The sequence below is a fragment of the Paenimyroides ceti genome (assembly GCF_030409925.1).
Window position 1 is genome coordinate 2,512,781 of sequence record NZ_JAUFQU010000001.1, and the last position, 14,887, is coordinate 2,527,667.

General features: G+C 39.9%; 19 protein-coding genes. 9 read left to right on the forward strand and 10 right to left on the reverse strand.

The window, feature by feature from the left end:
* From QW060_RS12520 to QW060_RS12530, 3 genes are read right to left on the reverse strand one after another with little or no spacing between them, the layout of a single operon-like run.
* Window positions 1-2,505, reverse strand: coding sequence for a TraG family conjugative transposon ATPase (locus tag QW060_RS12520; RefSeq protein ID WP_290363862.1), 2,505 nt, complete (start codon window positions 2,503-2,505; stop codon window positions 1-3).
* The gene (locus QW060_RS12525; RefSeq protein WP_002996016.1) at window positions 2,502-2,834 is read right to left on the reverse strand and encodes a DUF4133 domain-containing protein; all 333 of its coding nucleotides are present in this window, start codon (window positions 2,832-2,834) and stop codon (window positions 2,502-2,504) included. The genes QW060_RS12520 and QW060_RS12525 overlap by 4 nt, the downstream gene beginning before the upstream one ends.
* Before the next feature lie 10 nt (window positions 2,835-2,844).
* A complete protein-coding gene (locus tag QW060_RS12530; protein ID WP_002979435.1) occupies window positions 2,845-3,150 on the reverse strand; it encodes a DUF4134 domain-containing protein in 306 nt (101 codons plus the stop codon).
* 116 nt (window positions 3,151-3,266) lie between these two features.
* Here QW060_RS12530 and QW060_RS12535 point away from each other — a divergent pair, with 116 nt between their 5' ends.
* From QW060_RS12535 to QW060_RS12555, 5 genes are read left to right on the forward strand one after another with little or no spacing between them, the layout of a single operon-like run.
* Window positions 3,267-3,623 (forward strand): helix-turn-helix domain-containing protein, encoded by a 357-nt coding sequence (locus QW060_RS12535; RefSeq protein WP_227533391.1) that lies wholly within the window; start codon window positions 3,267-3,269, stop codon window positions 3,621-3,623.
* Window positions 3,589-4,527 (forward strand): hypothetical protein, encoded by a 939-nt coding sequence (locus QW060_RS12540; protein ID WP_035576162.1) that lies wholly within the window; start codon window positions 3,589-3,591, stop codon window positions 4,525-4,527. Before QW060_RS12535 ends, QW060_RS12540 begins: the two co-directional genes overlap by 35 nt.
* A complete protein-coding gene (locus QW060_RS12545; protein ID WP_002996022.1) occupies window positions 4,524-4,814 on the forward strand; it encodes a hypothetical protein in 291 nt (96 codons plus the stop codon). Before QW060_RS12540 ends, QW060_RS12545 begins: the two co-directional genes overlap by 4 nt.
* Window positions 4,804-6,579, forward strand: a complete 1,776-nt coding sequence (locus QW060_RS12550) for a DUF2326 domain-containing protein (RefSeq protein ID WP_002996024.1) — start codon at window positions 4,804-4,806, stop codon at window positions 6,577-6,579. The genes QW060_RS12545 and QW060_RS12550 overlap by 11 nt, the downstream gene beginning before the upstream one ends.
* Window positions 6,580-7,392 (forward strand): hypothetical protein, encoded by an 813-nt coding sequence (locus QW060_RS12555; RefSeq protein WP_002996025.1) that lies wholly within the window; start codon window positions 6,580-6,582, stop codon window positions 7,390-7,392.
* A gap of 16 nt (window positions 7,393-7,408) precedes the next feature.
* On the opposite strand, the gene QW060_RS12560 is transcribed toward QW060_RS12555, so the two are convergent.
* From QW060_RS12560 to QW060_RS12580, 5 genes are all read right to left on the reverse strand, one after another.
* Entirely contained in the window at window positions 7,409-8,044 is a 636-nt protein-coding gene (locus QW060_RS12560; RefSeq protein ID WP_002996027.1) for a hypothetical protein, read from the reverse strand.
* An 11-nt stretch (window positions 8,045-8,055) separates the two neighbouring features.
* On the reverse strand, window positions 8,056-8,490 hold the full coding sequence (locus QW060_RS12565; RefSeq protein WP_002996029.1) for a DUF3408 domain-containing protein: 435 nt from the start codon (window positions 8,488-8,490) through the stop codon (window positions 8,056-8,058).
* Window positions 8,491-8,494: 4 nt separating this feature from the next.
* The gene (locus QW060_RS12570) at window positions 8,495-9,262 is read right to left on the reverse strand and encodes a ParA family protein (RefSeq protein WP_024567747.1); all 768 of its coding nucleotides are present in this window, start codon (window positions 9,260-9,262) and stop codon (window positions 8,495-8,497) included.
* Window positions 9,263-9,332: 70 nt separating this feature from the next.
* A complete protein-coding gene (locus QW060_RS12575; RefSeq protein WP_002996033.1) occupies window positions 9,333-9,539 on the reverse strand; it encodes a hypothetical protein in 207 nt (68 codons plus the stop codon).
* 105 nt (window positions 9,540-9,644) lie between these two features.
* The gene (locus QW060_RS12580) at window positions 9,645-9,797 is read right to left on the reverse strand and encodes a hypothetical protein (protein WP_290363863.1); all 153 of its coding nucleotides are present in this window, start codon (window positions 9,795-9,797) and stop codon (window positions 9,645-9,647) included.
* Window positions 9,798-9,983: 186 nt separating this feature from the next.
* On the opposite strand from QW060_RS12580, the gene mobA reads away from it, so the two are divergent.
* Together mobA and mobB are read left to right on the forward strand one after the other, a co-directional pair.
* On the forward strand, window positions 9,984-10,430 hold the full coding sequence (gene mobA, locus QW060_RS12585; protein WP_002996037.1) for a conjugal transfer protein MobA: 447 nt from the start codon (window positions 9,984-9,986) through the stop codon (window positions 10,428-10,430).
* A complete protein-coding gene (gene mobB / locus QW060_RS12590; protein WP_024567746.1) occupies window positions 10,427-11,713 on the forward strand; it encodes a conjugal transfer protein MobB in 1,287 nt (428 codons plus the stop codon). Before mobA ends, mobB begins: the two co-directional genes overlap by 4 nt.
* An 18-nt stretch (window positions 11,714-11,731) precedes the next feature.
* Here mobB and QW060_RS12595 read toward each other — a convergent pair whose 3' ends face one another.
* The gene (locus tag QW060_RS12595) at window positions 11,732-12,289 is read right to left on the reverse strand and encodes a hypothetical protein (protein WP_024567745.1); all 558 of its coding nucleotides are present in this window, start codon (window positions 12,287-12,289) and stop codon (window positions 11,732-11,734) included.
* 213 nt (window positions 12,290-12,502) lie between these two features.
* Between QW060_RS12595 and mobC the strand changes: the two genes are divergently transcribed.
* Complete coding sequence (gene mobC, locus QW060_RS12600) at window positions 12,503-14,503, forward strand: conjugal transfer protein MobC (RefSeq protein WP_024567744.1); 2,001 nt, start codon at window positions 12,503-12,505, stop codon at window positions 14,501-14,503.
* Here mobC and QW060_RS12605 read toward each other — a convergent pair.
* The gene (locus QW060_RS12605; protein ID WP_290363864.1) at window positions 14,460-14,600 is read right to left on the reverse strand and encodes a hypothetical protein; all 141 of its coding nucleotides are present in this window, start codon (window positions 14,598-14,600) and stop codon (window positions 14,460-14,462) included. The genes mobC and QW060_RS12605 overlap by 44 nt on opposite strands.
* Window positions 14,601-14,680: 80 nt before the next feature.
* Between QW060_RS12605 and QW060_RS12610 the strand changes: the two genes are divergently transcribed.
* Window positions 14,681-14,863: a hypothetical protein gene (locus tag QW060_RS12610; protein ID WP_048498773.1), complete on the forward strand. Its 183-nt coding sequence runs from the start codon at window positions 14,681-14,683 to the stop codon at window positions 14,861-14,863.
* Window positions 14,864-14,887 lie beyond the last annotated feature (24 nt).

Below are 14,887 nucleotides of genomic sequence, written 5' to 3' on the forward strand. Positions count from 1 at the left end.
CTATTGATTTGAATTGTCACGCCGTTGCATAGCGATATGCTTAATGGCGAGTTCCACGTTTCCGTCCAGTTCAGCAGCGAGCTGCATTACTTCCATTTTTTCGGTTTCTTCGGTGGTATAGGCGAGGTATTCCTCCAAACTAACTTCGGTGGCATAGACTGCCGAGTGCGTACCACCTAAACCAATCCAGACTTCTTTGTAAAGCCTTGATGGGTCGTTGTTCATATTGATAGAAAGTACCTGCCCTTTCTCCTTATCGGTAAGCCCCAGCATTGCCTGTATATCGTCAAACTTATTCATATACTTGCGCTGGTCTAAGAGGATTTTACAATCGGAGTTGTTGATGATACTTTCTTTCACAATGGGCGACTGGATAATATCATCGACCTCTTGCGTTACGACAATCGCTTCTCCGAAGAATTTGCGAACGGTCTTAAAGAGGTACTTGATGTATTCCGCCATTCCCTCTTTGGCAATCGCTTTCCAAGCCTCTTCAATCAGGATGAGCTTACGGATACCTTTCAGTCGGCGCATCTTGTTGATGAACACCTCCATAATGATAATCGTGACTATGGGAAAGAGGATTTTGTGGTCTTTGATGGCATCAATTTCAAACACGATAAAGCGTTTGGAAAGCAGGTCTAACTGCTTGTTTGAGTTCAGCAGGTAATCGTATTCGCCGCCTTTGTAATAAGGCTCTAATACGTTGAGGAAATTGGCAATGTCAAAGTCTTTTTCCCTTACCTGCTTTTGCTCCAATACCTTGCGGTAATCGCCTTTTACATACTCGTAGAAGCCGTTAAATGATGGGTACACGTTTTCCGTTTTGATACGCTCGATATAACCGCTAACGGCATTGGATAATGCCACTTCTTCCGAACGGGTCGGCGGTTCATCGTCCCTTTTCCAAAGCGTTAGTATCAAAGTTTTGATACTTTCACGCTTTTCAATATCGAACACGCCGTCATCGGTATAAAAAGGGTTAAAGGCAATGGGATTGTCTTCGGTATAGGTAAAATAAACCCCGTCTTCGCCTTTGGTTTTCCCCTTAATCAATTCGCACAAACCCTGATAGGAATTACCCGTATCTACCAACAGTACGTGTGCGCCCTGCTCGAAATACTGCCTTACCATATGGTTTGTGAAGAACGATTTACCCGAACCTGACGGACCAAGAATGAATTTGTTCCGGTTCGTGATAATGCCACGCTTCATTGGCAAATCTGATATATCCAAATGGATAGGCTTGCCTGTAAGCCTGTCCGCCATTTTTACCCCGAATGGGGACGGCGAATTGTGGTAATTGGTTTCTTCGGTAAAGAAGCATAAGGCTGGCTCTATGAACGTGTAAAAACTTTCCTCTGCCGGAAAGTCGCCGGCATTGCCCGGCATTCCAGCCCAATACAACGTGGCAACATCCGTAGTGTTGTGGCGTGGCTTACACTCCATCAGTGCTAACGCACTACCGCAATCATTCTTTAGCTGTTTGAGTTCGGCAGGGTCTTCCGACCACGCCATAATATTAAAATGCGCACGAACAGAGGAAAGCCCGAACGAATGTGCTTCGTTCAGGTACTTTTCTATCCACTCTTTGTTGATTTGGTTGGCACGGCTGTACCGAGCCAATGAGTGCATATTCCTTGCTGATTTTTCAAACTTTTGCAGGTTCGCTTCGCTGTTATCCAAAAACAAATACTGGTTGTAGATATGGTTGCAGCTCAACAACAACCCCACAGGTGCAGCGAACGACAAACGGCAGTCGCTACGGTCGGTAGATAGCTTTTCAAAACGTGTATCTGCCGATACCGTTCCGGGCAAATCGTCCGTATCGGACAGGGTGTGCAAAGACAACCTTTTGTTTCCGATACGGACTTCTTCAGCACCGAGTGCGATGTCCTGCATCGGCGTTCCTGCTTCCCTCGAAAGGGTAAAATACTGTTCCAGCAATCCTTGCTTTTCATTTGTACCGATGATGTCTTCTTCGCTCAATCGTTGCAGGCTCACAAAACCGCTATCGTTCACAATACGCTCAAACTGTGCTACGGCTTCCATAAAGCGATGTATCGCTTCCTTATCCCTGATTTCCTTTGGTATGAGTGTGCCTTTGCAAAGCGAACTGAAGTTGCTTTGCAAAGGCATACGCTCTTTGGTGGTTTTTGTCAGGAACAGGTAGCAATAGTGGTTCAGGAATGGTCGCTCGTTGAAATGGCGTTGATAAGATTTCGATAAAAAACTCTGATCTTCCTGTGCCAAATCGGGGGCGTAGCTTTCTTTGATGTACCAATCCTGTTTGTGAATGACCGTAAAATCGGGTAAGGTCTTAATCGCCTTGTGCCAAGCGGAGTGAATGGCTTCATATTCCGCAGAAGCTACCGTGAACAGTTCCGGTAAACGCACTTCAAAACAGGCGGTAATGTCCGCATCTTTGGAAAGTATGCAGTTGTTCTCTACTGCCAGCAATGGAAATTTGCTTTCCAAAGTGGAGGTCTTTGCTACATTTCTCATACGGCTTTTGGTTTAGAAGTGAATTTTAAATACCTGTGTACAGGCTTGCGGCAGATGATGTATCGAGGATGCCGTTTTCTTGCACCCACTTTCATCAGCCCGTGTTCGCCGTACTTTTGGTTCAGTGAAAAGGTCTGCCATACGATGAGCGAAGCACCCCCTGCTCCGATGAACAGGCAGATGTAAGAGTTTACGCCTGCCATATACAGTATCATCACGAGAATAAGCGTACCGAGCAGTCCGCCTGCGAAAATGAACAGGTATTGCGCTTTCAATCCTTTGAACTCTACTGTACGCCCAATGCCTTTGTTAATATTGTAACTATTCATAAGCAAAGGATTACAGGAAGAATGAACGCAGGATGGTAGCGGCAACAATCAGGAAGATACACGCACCAAACCAGCTTGCCGCAGTCTTGCTCGTGTCAGGGTCGCCGGAGCTGAATTTGTTATACACCTTAACGCCTCCGATGAGCCCAACCACCGCACCGATGGCGTAGATTAATTGGGTGGCGGGGTCGAAATAGCTTGTTACCATTTGAGTAGCTTCGTTGATACCTGCCGAACCGTTTCCCTGTGCGAACGCACCAATTCCTGACAGCATCGCCACGGCTGCCAGCAAAACTTTTTTTCTCTGTTTTTCCATAATTGAAACACATTTATTTGTTACATTTTATCCCGCACCTTGCGAGCTTTCGGGACAAATGTCTTGTGGAAAAAGAGGCGTTATAAGAAAGTGGCAGTCAAAGGAAGTGTTTGGCTGTGAGTGGCTTTGTTGGTGGGAATTTTCAGAACGAGAGTGGAAATTTTCAAATGCTTTTTATACAATTTACAGTTGGTTCAATGCAACTTTTAAATTACATTTGTACATTCGTAATAAAGTCAATTTTAATCCTTTTTGAGATGAAAATATCAGGCAGACATATTGGAGAAATGCTGAAGGAAGCCAGAGAACAAAGACAGCTAACTCAAGAACAATTAGCCCAAAAAGTGGGTAAGAAAAGGAGTTACATTTCTAAGGTTGAAACTGATTATGGCAATAATATCAAACTTCAAACCCTTAAAGAGATAGTAGAAAAGGGATTTGACGGTACAGTTAAAATTAATTTGGAACTCTGATTTGTATATGGATAAATTATTGAAGAACGCTTTTAAAATGCAAATTCAATCCAAAGAAGGATTTGAGTTCGAAGAATTTATTGATGAACTGTTTCTTTTGAAATATGGCGTTGATAACTATACGCCCATTAGAAGGAATAAGGATAAAGGCAATGACGGTACTATTTTACCCGAACAAAAAATATTGGCTTGTTACGCACCAAGAAAATATAGCAAAACTGATTTTGAAACGAAAGTTTTAGGGGCAACAAACAAAGAAGGAGATTTCGAAAAATACCAGAAAAACTGGAAAGACAAATTTCCAAATTGGGAAATGTACGTAAACCACGAAGTATCACCGGAACAATTTACGCTAATTCAGAGTTTGGACGGCGATACTTCGATTAAGGGTATAGACCAAATTCTTTCTATTGTTGATGAACTTGTATCAAGTAAAAAAAGAAAACTTGCAGCTTATTTGGGGATTGAGAACTTTTTTATACAGGACTATATTCAGGAAATTATTAATGACTTATTGAATGCTTCAAGCGAAGAAGATAAGGCTCTGCATTTCGACAGGAAATCATTAGTCCCTCCCCAAAAGAAAATCGAACTCAACTTTGAGCAGGAAGATTGGGATGGAATGAACTCGGAAATGGTACTGGTTATGGCAGAATTTAACACGATTACCAATATACTTTCGGGATATAACGATGATGAGATTAATACCCTGAAAAGAAGAGTTATAAATGATTACAATAAACTTTCAGGAAATTTCAAGGATAGATTATATAATCTAACCGACCAATATACAACAGCATATGGAAACATTAAAGATGATGAATATGTGAAGTGTGTAAAATCTATATTGCTTTATATGTTTGAGCAGTGTTTAATAGGCAGAAAAACAGAAAATGAACTATGATATTACCGCAGCCAGAAAGCAATCTTAAAACCAATCTTATGGTATTGGGAGCAGATATTATTAGTATTATGGGCAATTCCCCTTTTAAAAACAAATATACCATCGTGGATGATATAATGAATAAGTTTTTAAACAGGGATAAAGATAGAACACCCGACCTTTTTCTGTATGCTTTAACCTTTTTGCATACAATTGGCAGTATTGAGAAAAAAGGATATAAAATTAAATTGGTAAAGAAAGAAAGCCAAGAAGAAAATCAAACAAGTTTATTCGACAATGTTAATTAGAATATATTCAGAAACCAACCTTATAGATGCTGTTCCATTTCACAATGGAATAAACATCATATTGGGCAAATACTCTGGGGATAAAGAAGCACGAGGGATTAATGGTATTGGCAAATCTACGTTGGTCAGGCTTGTTGATTTTACCTTACTAAGCGGTAAAGCAGAAAAAAGATTTGCTCAAAAAAAGTATGACTTTTTACGTGAGGATGAACACACGATTACTTTAGAAATTGAAGTACAGGAACAAAAATATTTTCTCAAGAGGGGCTTTGCCGATACAAAAAAAATATTTTTCGGGAAGCGACCGGATGCTCTCGATGAATATGAAAAATCTGAAATGCCGAAATTGCTGGAAGGGATATTTTTTCCGACAGAGAACAACGAAGTATTCTTTGAGGGAAAAAGATATGGAACGTTGATGGAATTTTTTGTTAAGGATGACTTGCAAAGTCAGCAGAGAGTTGACCCTTTAAATTTTGTTTCTTATAACGCCAATGCAAGAGAAAAGGCGTTGTATAATTTTTATTTGCTTAATCTCCCGACTAAAACACTTTTAAAATATAACGAAGTTTCTTCTGAATATGAAAGATACAATAATACAGTAAAATCATTATCAGAAAAGGTTAAGGCAGATACAGGGAAAGATATTCAGGAGTTTAGAACCGAGCGGCTAAAAATCGAAAAAGATATTGTAGCACTTGAGAATAGCCTGAAAGAGTACAACTTTCTTGCTAATCACAAAGAGATAGAGCAAAAGCTAAATCAGGTTATATCTGAAATTAACGAGCAATCTGTCATCTATCATAATACAAACCGTAAATTAGAAAAACTCAAATCCTCTTACAATGATGTAACATCTATCGACCTGGACAAAATTCGTAAGCTCTACAATGAAACCGTATCTACATTTGGCAACTTTGTAAAAAAGAGTTTAGATGAAGTTATAGACTTTAAAAAACAACTTCTGGCGAATAGAAATAAATATTTATTGGAAGAAGAAAAGAAATTACAATCATCAATAGACCAAAGTTTAACACAGCTTGAAAAATTAGAAAAGAACAGGAGCCAATTATTTTCATTGCTAAAAGAGAGAGGTGCATTGGACAGGATTGAGAGTACCTACGAAAGATTAGTGAATGAAAAAACACTTTTAGAACGGAACACCTCAATTGTAAGGGAAATTGACGAAATAGAGGAAATATTAGGAAATTCCAATATTGTCATTGCAGAATTAAAGAGAGATATTGTTAGTGAACTAAATAAGCAACAAACCTATCTTGATGAGTTGAGATTATTATTTCAGCAAATTCTTGAAAATGCTATCTATTTGGATGAAGAATTTGATAATTCTTATTTTAATATCACATTAAACTCTACTTCGCCAAGAAATCAGTTGCCATTTAAAATAAGTCTGGAAATTCCAAAAGCAGATGCTTTGGGACAGGAACGTTTGAAAATTGTAGCGTATGATTTAATGGTATTCTTAAAAAGCAGGATTGATAAACGCAATATCCCTGATTTTCTTGTACACGATGGTGTATTTCACGCCATATCATACAAAACAATATCCAATGTCCTGAACTATATGTACCACAAATCGAACGAGCTGCATAACTTTCAATATATACTTACTTTCAATGAAGATGAAATTGATTTAAACGGCGATGAAAATAAGTTTGGAAAGTTTGATTTTGATTGGTCAAAACAAGTGATTGCTGAATATTCAGATACCGAACAGGAAACAATTTTTAAACGATTTTTTTAGATGGCGAACTATCAACTACCTCCTTTAAAAGATGAAAGGTTATTTGAGGAACTTACTTGTGATTTATTCAATTTTGTAGAGAATACTTCGTCATATGAGAATACAGACTTTCAGACGTTTGGTGTAAAAGGACAAAATCAGAAAGGAATTGATGTCTTTTCTACTAAAACCAAAACGGTTATTCAATGCAAATTGAAGAGCATTGGAAGAAAGGATGAAACTATCAGGAAAAATCTAATTCAGGATATAAACACCGATTTAGAAAAATCGAGGGACTTAGCTATTGATTTCGACAAATTTGTTTTTGTTTCTACCTTCCGTGACGATGTGCAAATACAGGAATACCTCAATCAAATCAGAAAAGAAAAGGAACTTCCATTTCATTTATATTATTGGGGATGGGACACCGTTACAAAGCATATTGAACAATCAGAGGCTTTGCTACATAAGTATTTTCCAAAGTTTGTAAAAAAATCCAAGCCTGTAAAAGCAAAAATTGAATTACCTGACGGAGCATTGGGGAAAGAGCTTTCTAAGAAGAACTATATTGATTATTTAAAAAAAAGATATGGCGATTGGAAACAAATTGAACTAAGTAAAAAGGGAGAAAAATTCAACTGGGCTGCTTTTACTATTTCATTATCTAAAAGATATAAAGCATCAGGAATTAATTATATTGATGTTCGGCATTTTGATGATTTAGCATCCTATCTAAAAAGCCGGATTGATTGCACAATTATGGGAAAAGTGAACAAGTCTAAAGGAATAAAAAACTATTCTGCGTTTGAAGAGTTCTCGGAAAACGGAATTTAAAAAGACAAAGGGAAGTCTATAAGAACTCCCCAATGTCAAAATTCCCCAAATCATTTTTCCGCAAGGTGGAAGAACCGGGTTCTGTTTCAGTTGAAAGGCTACTATCCAAAAGCTCGGCTATCTTTCGGGAAGCATCCGCCACAGAATTTTCCAATAGGCTGAATAGTTCGGTTCCCTGTAATTTCTGAACTATGGCTACCGCTGTTTCCTTTTGGGCTGTTTCCAATTTTTCTTTTTGGAGCAATACCCCCACGGAGCTTAGTTCTTCGAAGGTAACCCCTTGGGCAAAACCGTCATCGCCATTGGGTATTCCGTACCTGTTCCAGTCTTCTTCCTCATCTTCCAAATCAGGTATATTGCTGAAAACTTCGTCCAGTTCTTCCTGCGGAATTTGAATGCTGACGTTTTCGTTTTCGTCATATTCAATGTCTAAATTATCAAGGTTTATCTCCACTTCCTCTATTTGGCTTTCATTGGCAGTGTTTGGCACTGAATGGCTTAATTTCGGTTTAGGCTGCCCCATAATATCGGGAAGGTGCGGATTGATTTTTCCCTTTGTCGGCTTTTGCTCCGACCTTTTCTTAATGACAATCTTGTCCTGCAAAAGCAAGGCAATGACTATCAGCAGGCATATTACAATTACAATCTCCATAGCTCCAATTATTAAATGGGTTTATACTTATCGTTATAGCTCTTGGTAATCTGTTCGCCAAATTCCTGAAAGTGATAATCCAACAGGTTATCCAAATAAGCGTAAATACTAATCTTGTCTTCACCAATTACTTGTATAATACGTGTCAGCTTTTCGTGAAACTCTGGTCGGATATAGACCGTTTTCCCATCACGGGCATTGGTTTCCGACTTTTTGAAAAAGATACTTTCGTAATCGGCTTCGGTTGCCTTTTTGGTCCTGCTCTTCTCTTTAACCGCAGGCTTTTCCCTTGTCGGTTCTTCCCGCACACTTACTTTCTGCTCCGGTTCATCGGCGGTTTCTGGCGGAAGCTGTAAGCCCTCTTTTTTTACACCATCTACCATCAGGTTCATCATCAGCTCCTCGTTAATATCGGGCGTTACTTTTTTCTTATTGTCTTTCTCCATAGGACTATAATTGAATGATTTTTAAAAATTCGCTCATAAACTCGTCCAACTGGCAGGCTTTCATCAGCCGCTCATCGGGCGGCATCAGGGTTGAGCGAAATATGGTTTTGCTGTTTACTTCGCTTTCCTTGCGGAAGCGTGTGCTGTTTTTGATTTGGCTTTGCATCAGGCTTAACCCTAACTGTTCGATAAGCTGATTATATATACCGTATAGCGGGGTACTTTCCCTTCCATCCACTTGGTTCCAAAACAGGTTAATGGTTTTTATATCGGTTTCTCCTTTCTTCATAATCACGTCCTGCAAAAGCTGTGTGAAAATGAGCGTACTTTCCATTACCACACGGTCTGCCGTAATGGGCGTAAAAATGTGGTGCATTCCTGCCAGTGCTTTCAGGATGCCGGGTGTGTTCACCGTTCCGGGCAGGTCAAAGAATACCACATCAAGTGGCACTGAAGAGCTGCTTACAAATTCGTGGGCTTCTTCCAGTACGCTGTTTGCCTTGTGCTGTATTATTGGATAGGCTTTTTTGTTGATAGTGGTAAATTGTTTGTACGCCAGCTTTTTCAAAGCCTCGTTTTCCATTATCATTTTCAAATCACGGTCTTTCATTTTCATCAGGCTGTGCTGTGGAAAATCCGCATCGAATACGGCAACATTGTAGCCTAACCGGTAGTGCATTGTACTTGCAACAAGCGTAGTAAAGGTGCTTTTACCTACACCGCCTTTTTGGGATGAAAAGGCGATAAATACTGGTTTTTGTTTTTCGTTCATATTACAACTGTTTTTACTTATTTATATACTCAATTACTTATGTCCGTATCTCCGCAGGCTTCTACCTATATCATCCTGTACATAGGCATATAGGTATGTAATTACTTAGGCAGGTATGCGCTCCATTAGCGATGTACCTGAATACTTCTTTAGGATTGTATGCAGATATGCAGGTTTGCATCTGCATATCTGCCGATATGCGTACCTGCATTTTTACTTGCTCAACTATCTGTTCAGGTATGTCGGCAGGTATTTTTCTATCTCCGTACAATTGCACTTAGCTACTTTTTTAATCAGGTACTTATGTTGTTACCTGCATACTTATCTGCGCCCTTATCTCTGTTTCTATGTACAAAGAAATGCAGATAGATAGGTGCTTATTTCATTGTGGCAGTGTTTGGCGTTCAAAGGCAGTATTTGTCCGGGTATCGCATTGCAATACTCTTAATAAGAGGTAGTTACTTTGTAGAATGATTTTTATTAACGGATTTATGCAAGCATATTTTGACAAATCGGAAAAAATGGGGAACGGCATCGAGCCGTTTTTCCCTGTTACATTCAATCCGTCCCGCAGGGCGGATTTTTGTGTTCAACAGAACACGGCAAGTTGTGTTCTCAGCATCTCAAAAGTATTTTCCGATGCAGAACAACTTGCCCTTGCAGGGGGCTGGAAAACACCTTCCGAAGTCAGGGTTTTGTATAGGTTAAAAATGGATTTATTATGAACGAGAACAACAAAAGACAAGTGAGAAAACCCATTGGTCGTCCACTTAAAACAGACCCAGCGATATTCAGGTATTCGCTTTCTCTTAACGAAGAGGAAAACGCCAAGTTTCTTGCCCTGTTTGACCAGTCGAATATGGATGTAAAGGCACACTTTATCAAATCCCGCATCTTTGACAAGACGATAAAGACCATTCAGATTGACAAAGGAACGGTTGATTTTTATATGCGGCTGACCTCTTTTCACAGCCAGTTCCGCAACGTTGGCGTGAATTACAACCAGATTATTAAGCTGCTTTACAAGAATTTTTCACAGAAAAAAGCATCGGCTTACCTCTTTAAGCTGGAAAAACAGACGGCTGAAATGGCGATGTTATGTAGAAAAATCATTGAACTGACCGAAGAATTTGAAGCAAAATACCTCAAAAACCATTCTAAAAAGTGATAGCAAAAATCGGTAGGAGCGGAAATTTATATGGTGCATTGGCATACAATAACCTGAAAATTGAAAAAGAAAACGGACAAATTCTGTTTGCCAATAAGATGATTGAAACCGCAAGCGGTCAATATACGGTTGCGCAATTAGCCCAATCTTTCGCTCCTTATCTGATAGCCAACCGCAATACCGAGAAACATACGCTGCATATTTCGCTCAATCCCGACCCGAAAGACATCGTAAATGATGATAAATTTCGGGAAATGGCACAGCAGTATATGCGGGAAATGGGTTACGGCGAGCAGCCTTTTATTGTATTCAAGCATACTGATATTGACCGCAGCCACATTCACATCGTATCGGTATGTGTGGACGAGCAGGGCAAAAAGATTTCGGACAAATTTGAGAAAATGCGGTCGATGAATGTATGCCGGGAACTGGAAAAACAATATCATTTAATACCGGCTACGGACAAAGAACGTAACCAGACTGATAAGGTTTTCCGTCCGGTAGATTATCGGGCGGGCGATGTAAAAAGCCAAATAGCTTCGGTCGTTCGCCACCTGCCGAACTACTACCAATACCAAACTTTGGGCGAATACAATGCCCTGCTTTCCCTGTTCAATATTACCACCGAGAAAATAGAGGGCGAATTACAAGGAAAAATGCAGCAGGGCTTATTATATATTCCGTTGAATGAAAAAGGCGAAAGAGCCGGGCATCCGTTCAAGGCTTCCTTGTTTGGCAAGAGCGCAGGGCTTCCGGCTTTGGAATTGCATTTTGCGAAATGCAAAACGGCATTGAAAGACAATCCTACCAAGCAGACCCTAAAATCTGCCGTTACCATAGCCCTGAAAACCACAAGCGATGAACAGGCATTTAAAAAGCAGTTAGGAGAACAGGGCATTAACATAGTAGTGCGCCGGAATGATACAGGACGTATTTACGGTATCACTTTTATTGACCACAATTCCAAAACGGTTTGGAACGGTTCACGTTTAGCAACAGAGCTTTCTGCCAATACCTTTAATGATTACTGGAATAACAACATTAAGCCGGAGATAAAAGAGCCTGATAAGCTAATACCGAAAATAGCAAGGACAAATGATGCAGATCTTCCTGCGGAAGAACCCCACCATTTGTTTGATTTTGTTACTACCGATAAAAATGAAGACGGGTTGGTTGAAGCGTTGGGCGGTTTGCTCATTCCCGAAGCACAGGGCGAGGATTACGAGGAACAGGATTTTGCCAATAGAATGAAAAAGAAAAGGAAGCGCAAACGAGGTCAGTAACAGGTTTTTCTTTGCCTATTATGTAGAAACTTTCAGCCCCAACGCATAGCTCCAATGCAAAATCTTAGGTGCAGTAGGTGTTTTGAATTGATAAATACCGTAGATGTATAATGCGGAAAGTACAAACGCTCCCCAGCTTAGCCCGATACACCATATACTATCTCGTTCTGTCACGCTGAACATACCAGCTACTATTGATTTTATAATGAATGCAGGAACAATGCAGCATAATAAAACACAGATAGCCCACGGTAATATCCATAGCCTCTGGTTCTTTCTCCGTAATCCTATAATAGTTCCTTTCAAAAAATAAACGATGCAGAAGATGAGGTAGGCAAATAATAGGGAGAATGCCCAAATCTTAAAGTTATCAGTTTCTTTGCCCCACAATTTTTGCGACAGCAAAAACCCGGCGTAAAAGAACACGCCGAAAATAGCCGCTATTTTTAAGCCGAAAAGAAAAAACTTTATTATCCCAGACATTAATCCGGTGGCAGCTTGGCTTTCACCTCTTTTCCGAATTTCATATTCTTCTTCAGTTTCTCCGGGATAAGCATCAGGATTATTCCAATTCATAGCATTCCTCTTTTAAATCTTGCTTGTTCCAACAGACGAGAATAGCAAAATGGTTTTCACGAGTATAAATTTAAAAAAAATCATTGGATTACCTGAACGGTATTGAAGGCTTTATAGCCTCTTAATGCCAAACACTGCCATTCACTGCCACATTCTTATAGCCACACAACACAGCTTCTAAATTCACGCCCGAACATTTAAAATTTTACAAAAATGCAGGGAGAAGACGATTTAAGAGGACTTGCCAAGATAATGGCTTTTATGCGGGCAGTAAGCATCATCATAGTGCTGATGCACCTTTATTGGTTCTGCTACGGTTTCTTTATAGAGCGTGGCTGGACATTGGAGTTAATCAATAAAATATTAGGCAACTTTCAGCGAACGGCAGGGCTGTTTTCGCATACCTTATATACCAAAGTCTTCGCTTTGGTTTTGTTGGCTTTGAGCTGTTTGGGAACAAAGGGCGTTAAAGATGAGAAGATAACCTGGTCTAAAATCTATGTGGCTTTAGCAATCGGTATTATCCTGTTCTTTCTGAATTTCCCTTTACTAAAGCTACCGTTATTAATCGCTACATTTCTGTATATCTTAACCACAGGTTTAGGGTATATCGCCTTAATGGTCGCTGGCGTTTGGATGAGCCGTTTGCTTCGCAACAACCTGATGGACGATGTTTTCAACAACGAGAACGAGAGCTTTCAGCAGGAAACCAAGTTGATGGAAAACGAATACTCTGTCAATCTTCCCACGAAGTTTTATTACAAAGGAAAATGGAACAACGGCTGGATTAACATCGTCAATCCATTCAGGGCATCAATTGTGTTAGGCACTCCGGGTTCGGGTAAATCGTATGCGATTGTAAATAACTACATCAAGCAGCAGATAGAGAAAGGTTTCAGTATGTACATATACGATTTCAAGTTTGACGACCTTTCTACCATTGCCTACAATCATTTACTGAAGCACAGGGACAAGTACAAAGTACAGCCAAAATTTTACGTGATAAATTTTGACGACCCACGCAAGAGCCATCGTTGCAATCCACTCAATCCCGATTTTATGACCGACATATCCGATGCTTACGAAGCGGCTTATACCATAATGCTAAACCTCAACCGAAGCTGGATACAGAAGCAGGGCGATTTCTTCGTAGAAAGCCCAATTATCTTATTGGCTGCCATTATTTGGTATCTGAAAATCTACGAGAATGGTAAGTATTGTACGTTCCCACACGCCATTGAATTGCTGAATAAAAAGTATTCGGACGTGTTCACGATTTTAACCTCTTACCCCGATTTGGAAAATTATTTGTCGCCCTTTATGGATGCGTGGCAAGGCGGCGCACAAGACCAGTTACAGGGACAAATTGCATCGGCAAAAATTCCTTTATCAAGAATGATTTCGCCGAGCCTTTATTGGGTGATGACAGGCGATGATTTCACGCTCGACATCAACAATCCGAAAGAGCCGAAAATTTTATGTGTAGGCAATAACCCCGACCGTCAAAATATCTACTCCGCAGCATTGGGCTTATACAATTCAAGAATTGTAAAGCTCATCAACAAAAAAGGACAGCTTAAAAGTTCGGTTATCATAGACGAATTGCCCACCATTTATTTTCGGGGACTGGACAATCTTATCGCAACGGCGAGAAGTAATAAGGTAGCGGTTTGCTTGGGCTTTCAGGATTTTTCGCAATTGACGAGGGATTACGGCGATAAAGAAAGCAAGGTAATACAGAATACCGTAGGCAATATTTTTAGTGGTCAGGTGGTTGGAGAAACGGCAAAGAGCCTATCAGAACGCTTTGGTAAAGTGTTGCAGAAACGCCAAAGTATGACGATTAACCGCAACGATAAATCTACCTCTATCTCCACACAGTTAGACAGCCTTATTCCCGCTTCCAAAATCTCAACTTTAACGCAAGGGATGTTTGTCGGTTCTGTATCAGATAACTTTGATGAACGTATCGAGCAAAAGATTTTTCACGCCGAAATTGTGGTAGATAATGAAAAGGTAGCAGCAGAAAGCAAAGCCTATCAAAAGATACCGCAAATCTTATCTTTTGTAAATGAGCAGGGCGAGGATAAAATGAAGCAGGAAATTGAAAGCAATTACAAACAGATAAAATCTGATATACTGAATATTGTAGTCAGCGAAATGGAGCGTATCAAGAACGACCCGAACTTACAGCATTTGGTGCAGGAACAATAGCCGAATAGTGAAAGTTCTTTAAATGTTTTGGCAACAATCGCAAGAAATGCAAACTACTTCCCTCGTTTTGTAAAGTGTATGCAATGTAAACATTCAATCTTTGCCTTAGTAAATTATTAGAAGTGCGGGGACAGCACTATAATCACTGTCGAAAATAATATGAAAGGTAAAATTGTAATGTTAAGTGCGGCTTCTGTTCTTACACTTGGAGCGGCATTGCACGTAGGACACCAACCACCTGCTGACGGTATTTGCCCTTTGGGAAAAATCATTCACGGCAAACAATCGAGAGTTGCCGAAAGCAACAAAAAGGCGATTGAGTTTAATGCCGCAACTGAAAAACTTGTTGTTAAAAAATGATGAACGCAGTTACAGCAAAGAGTA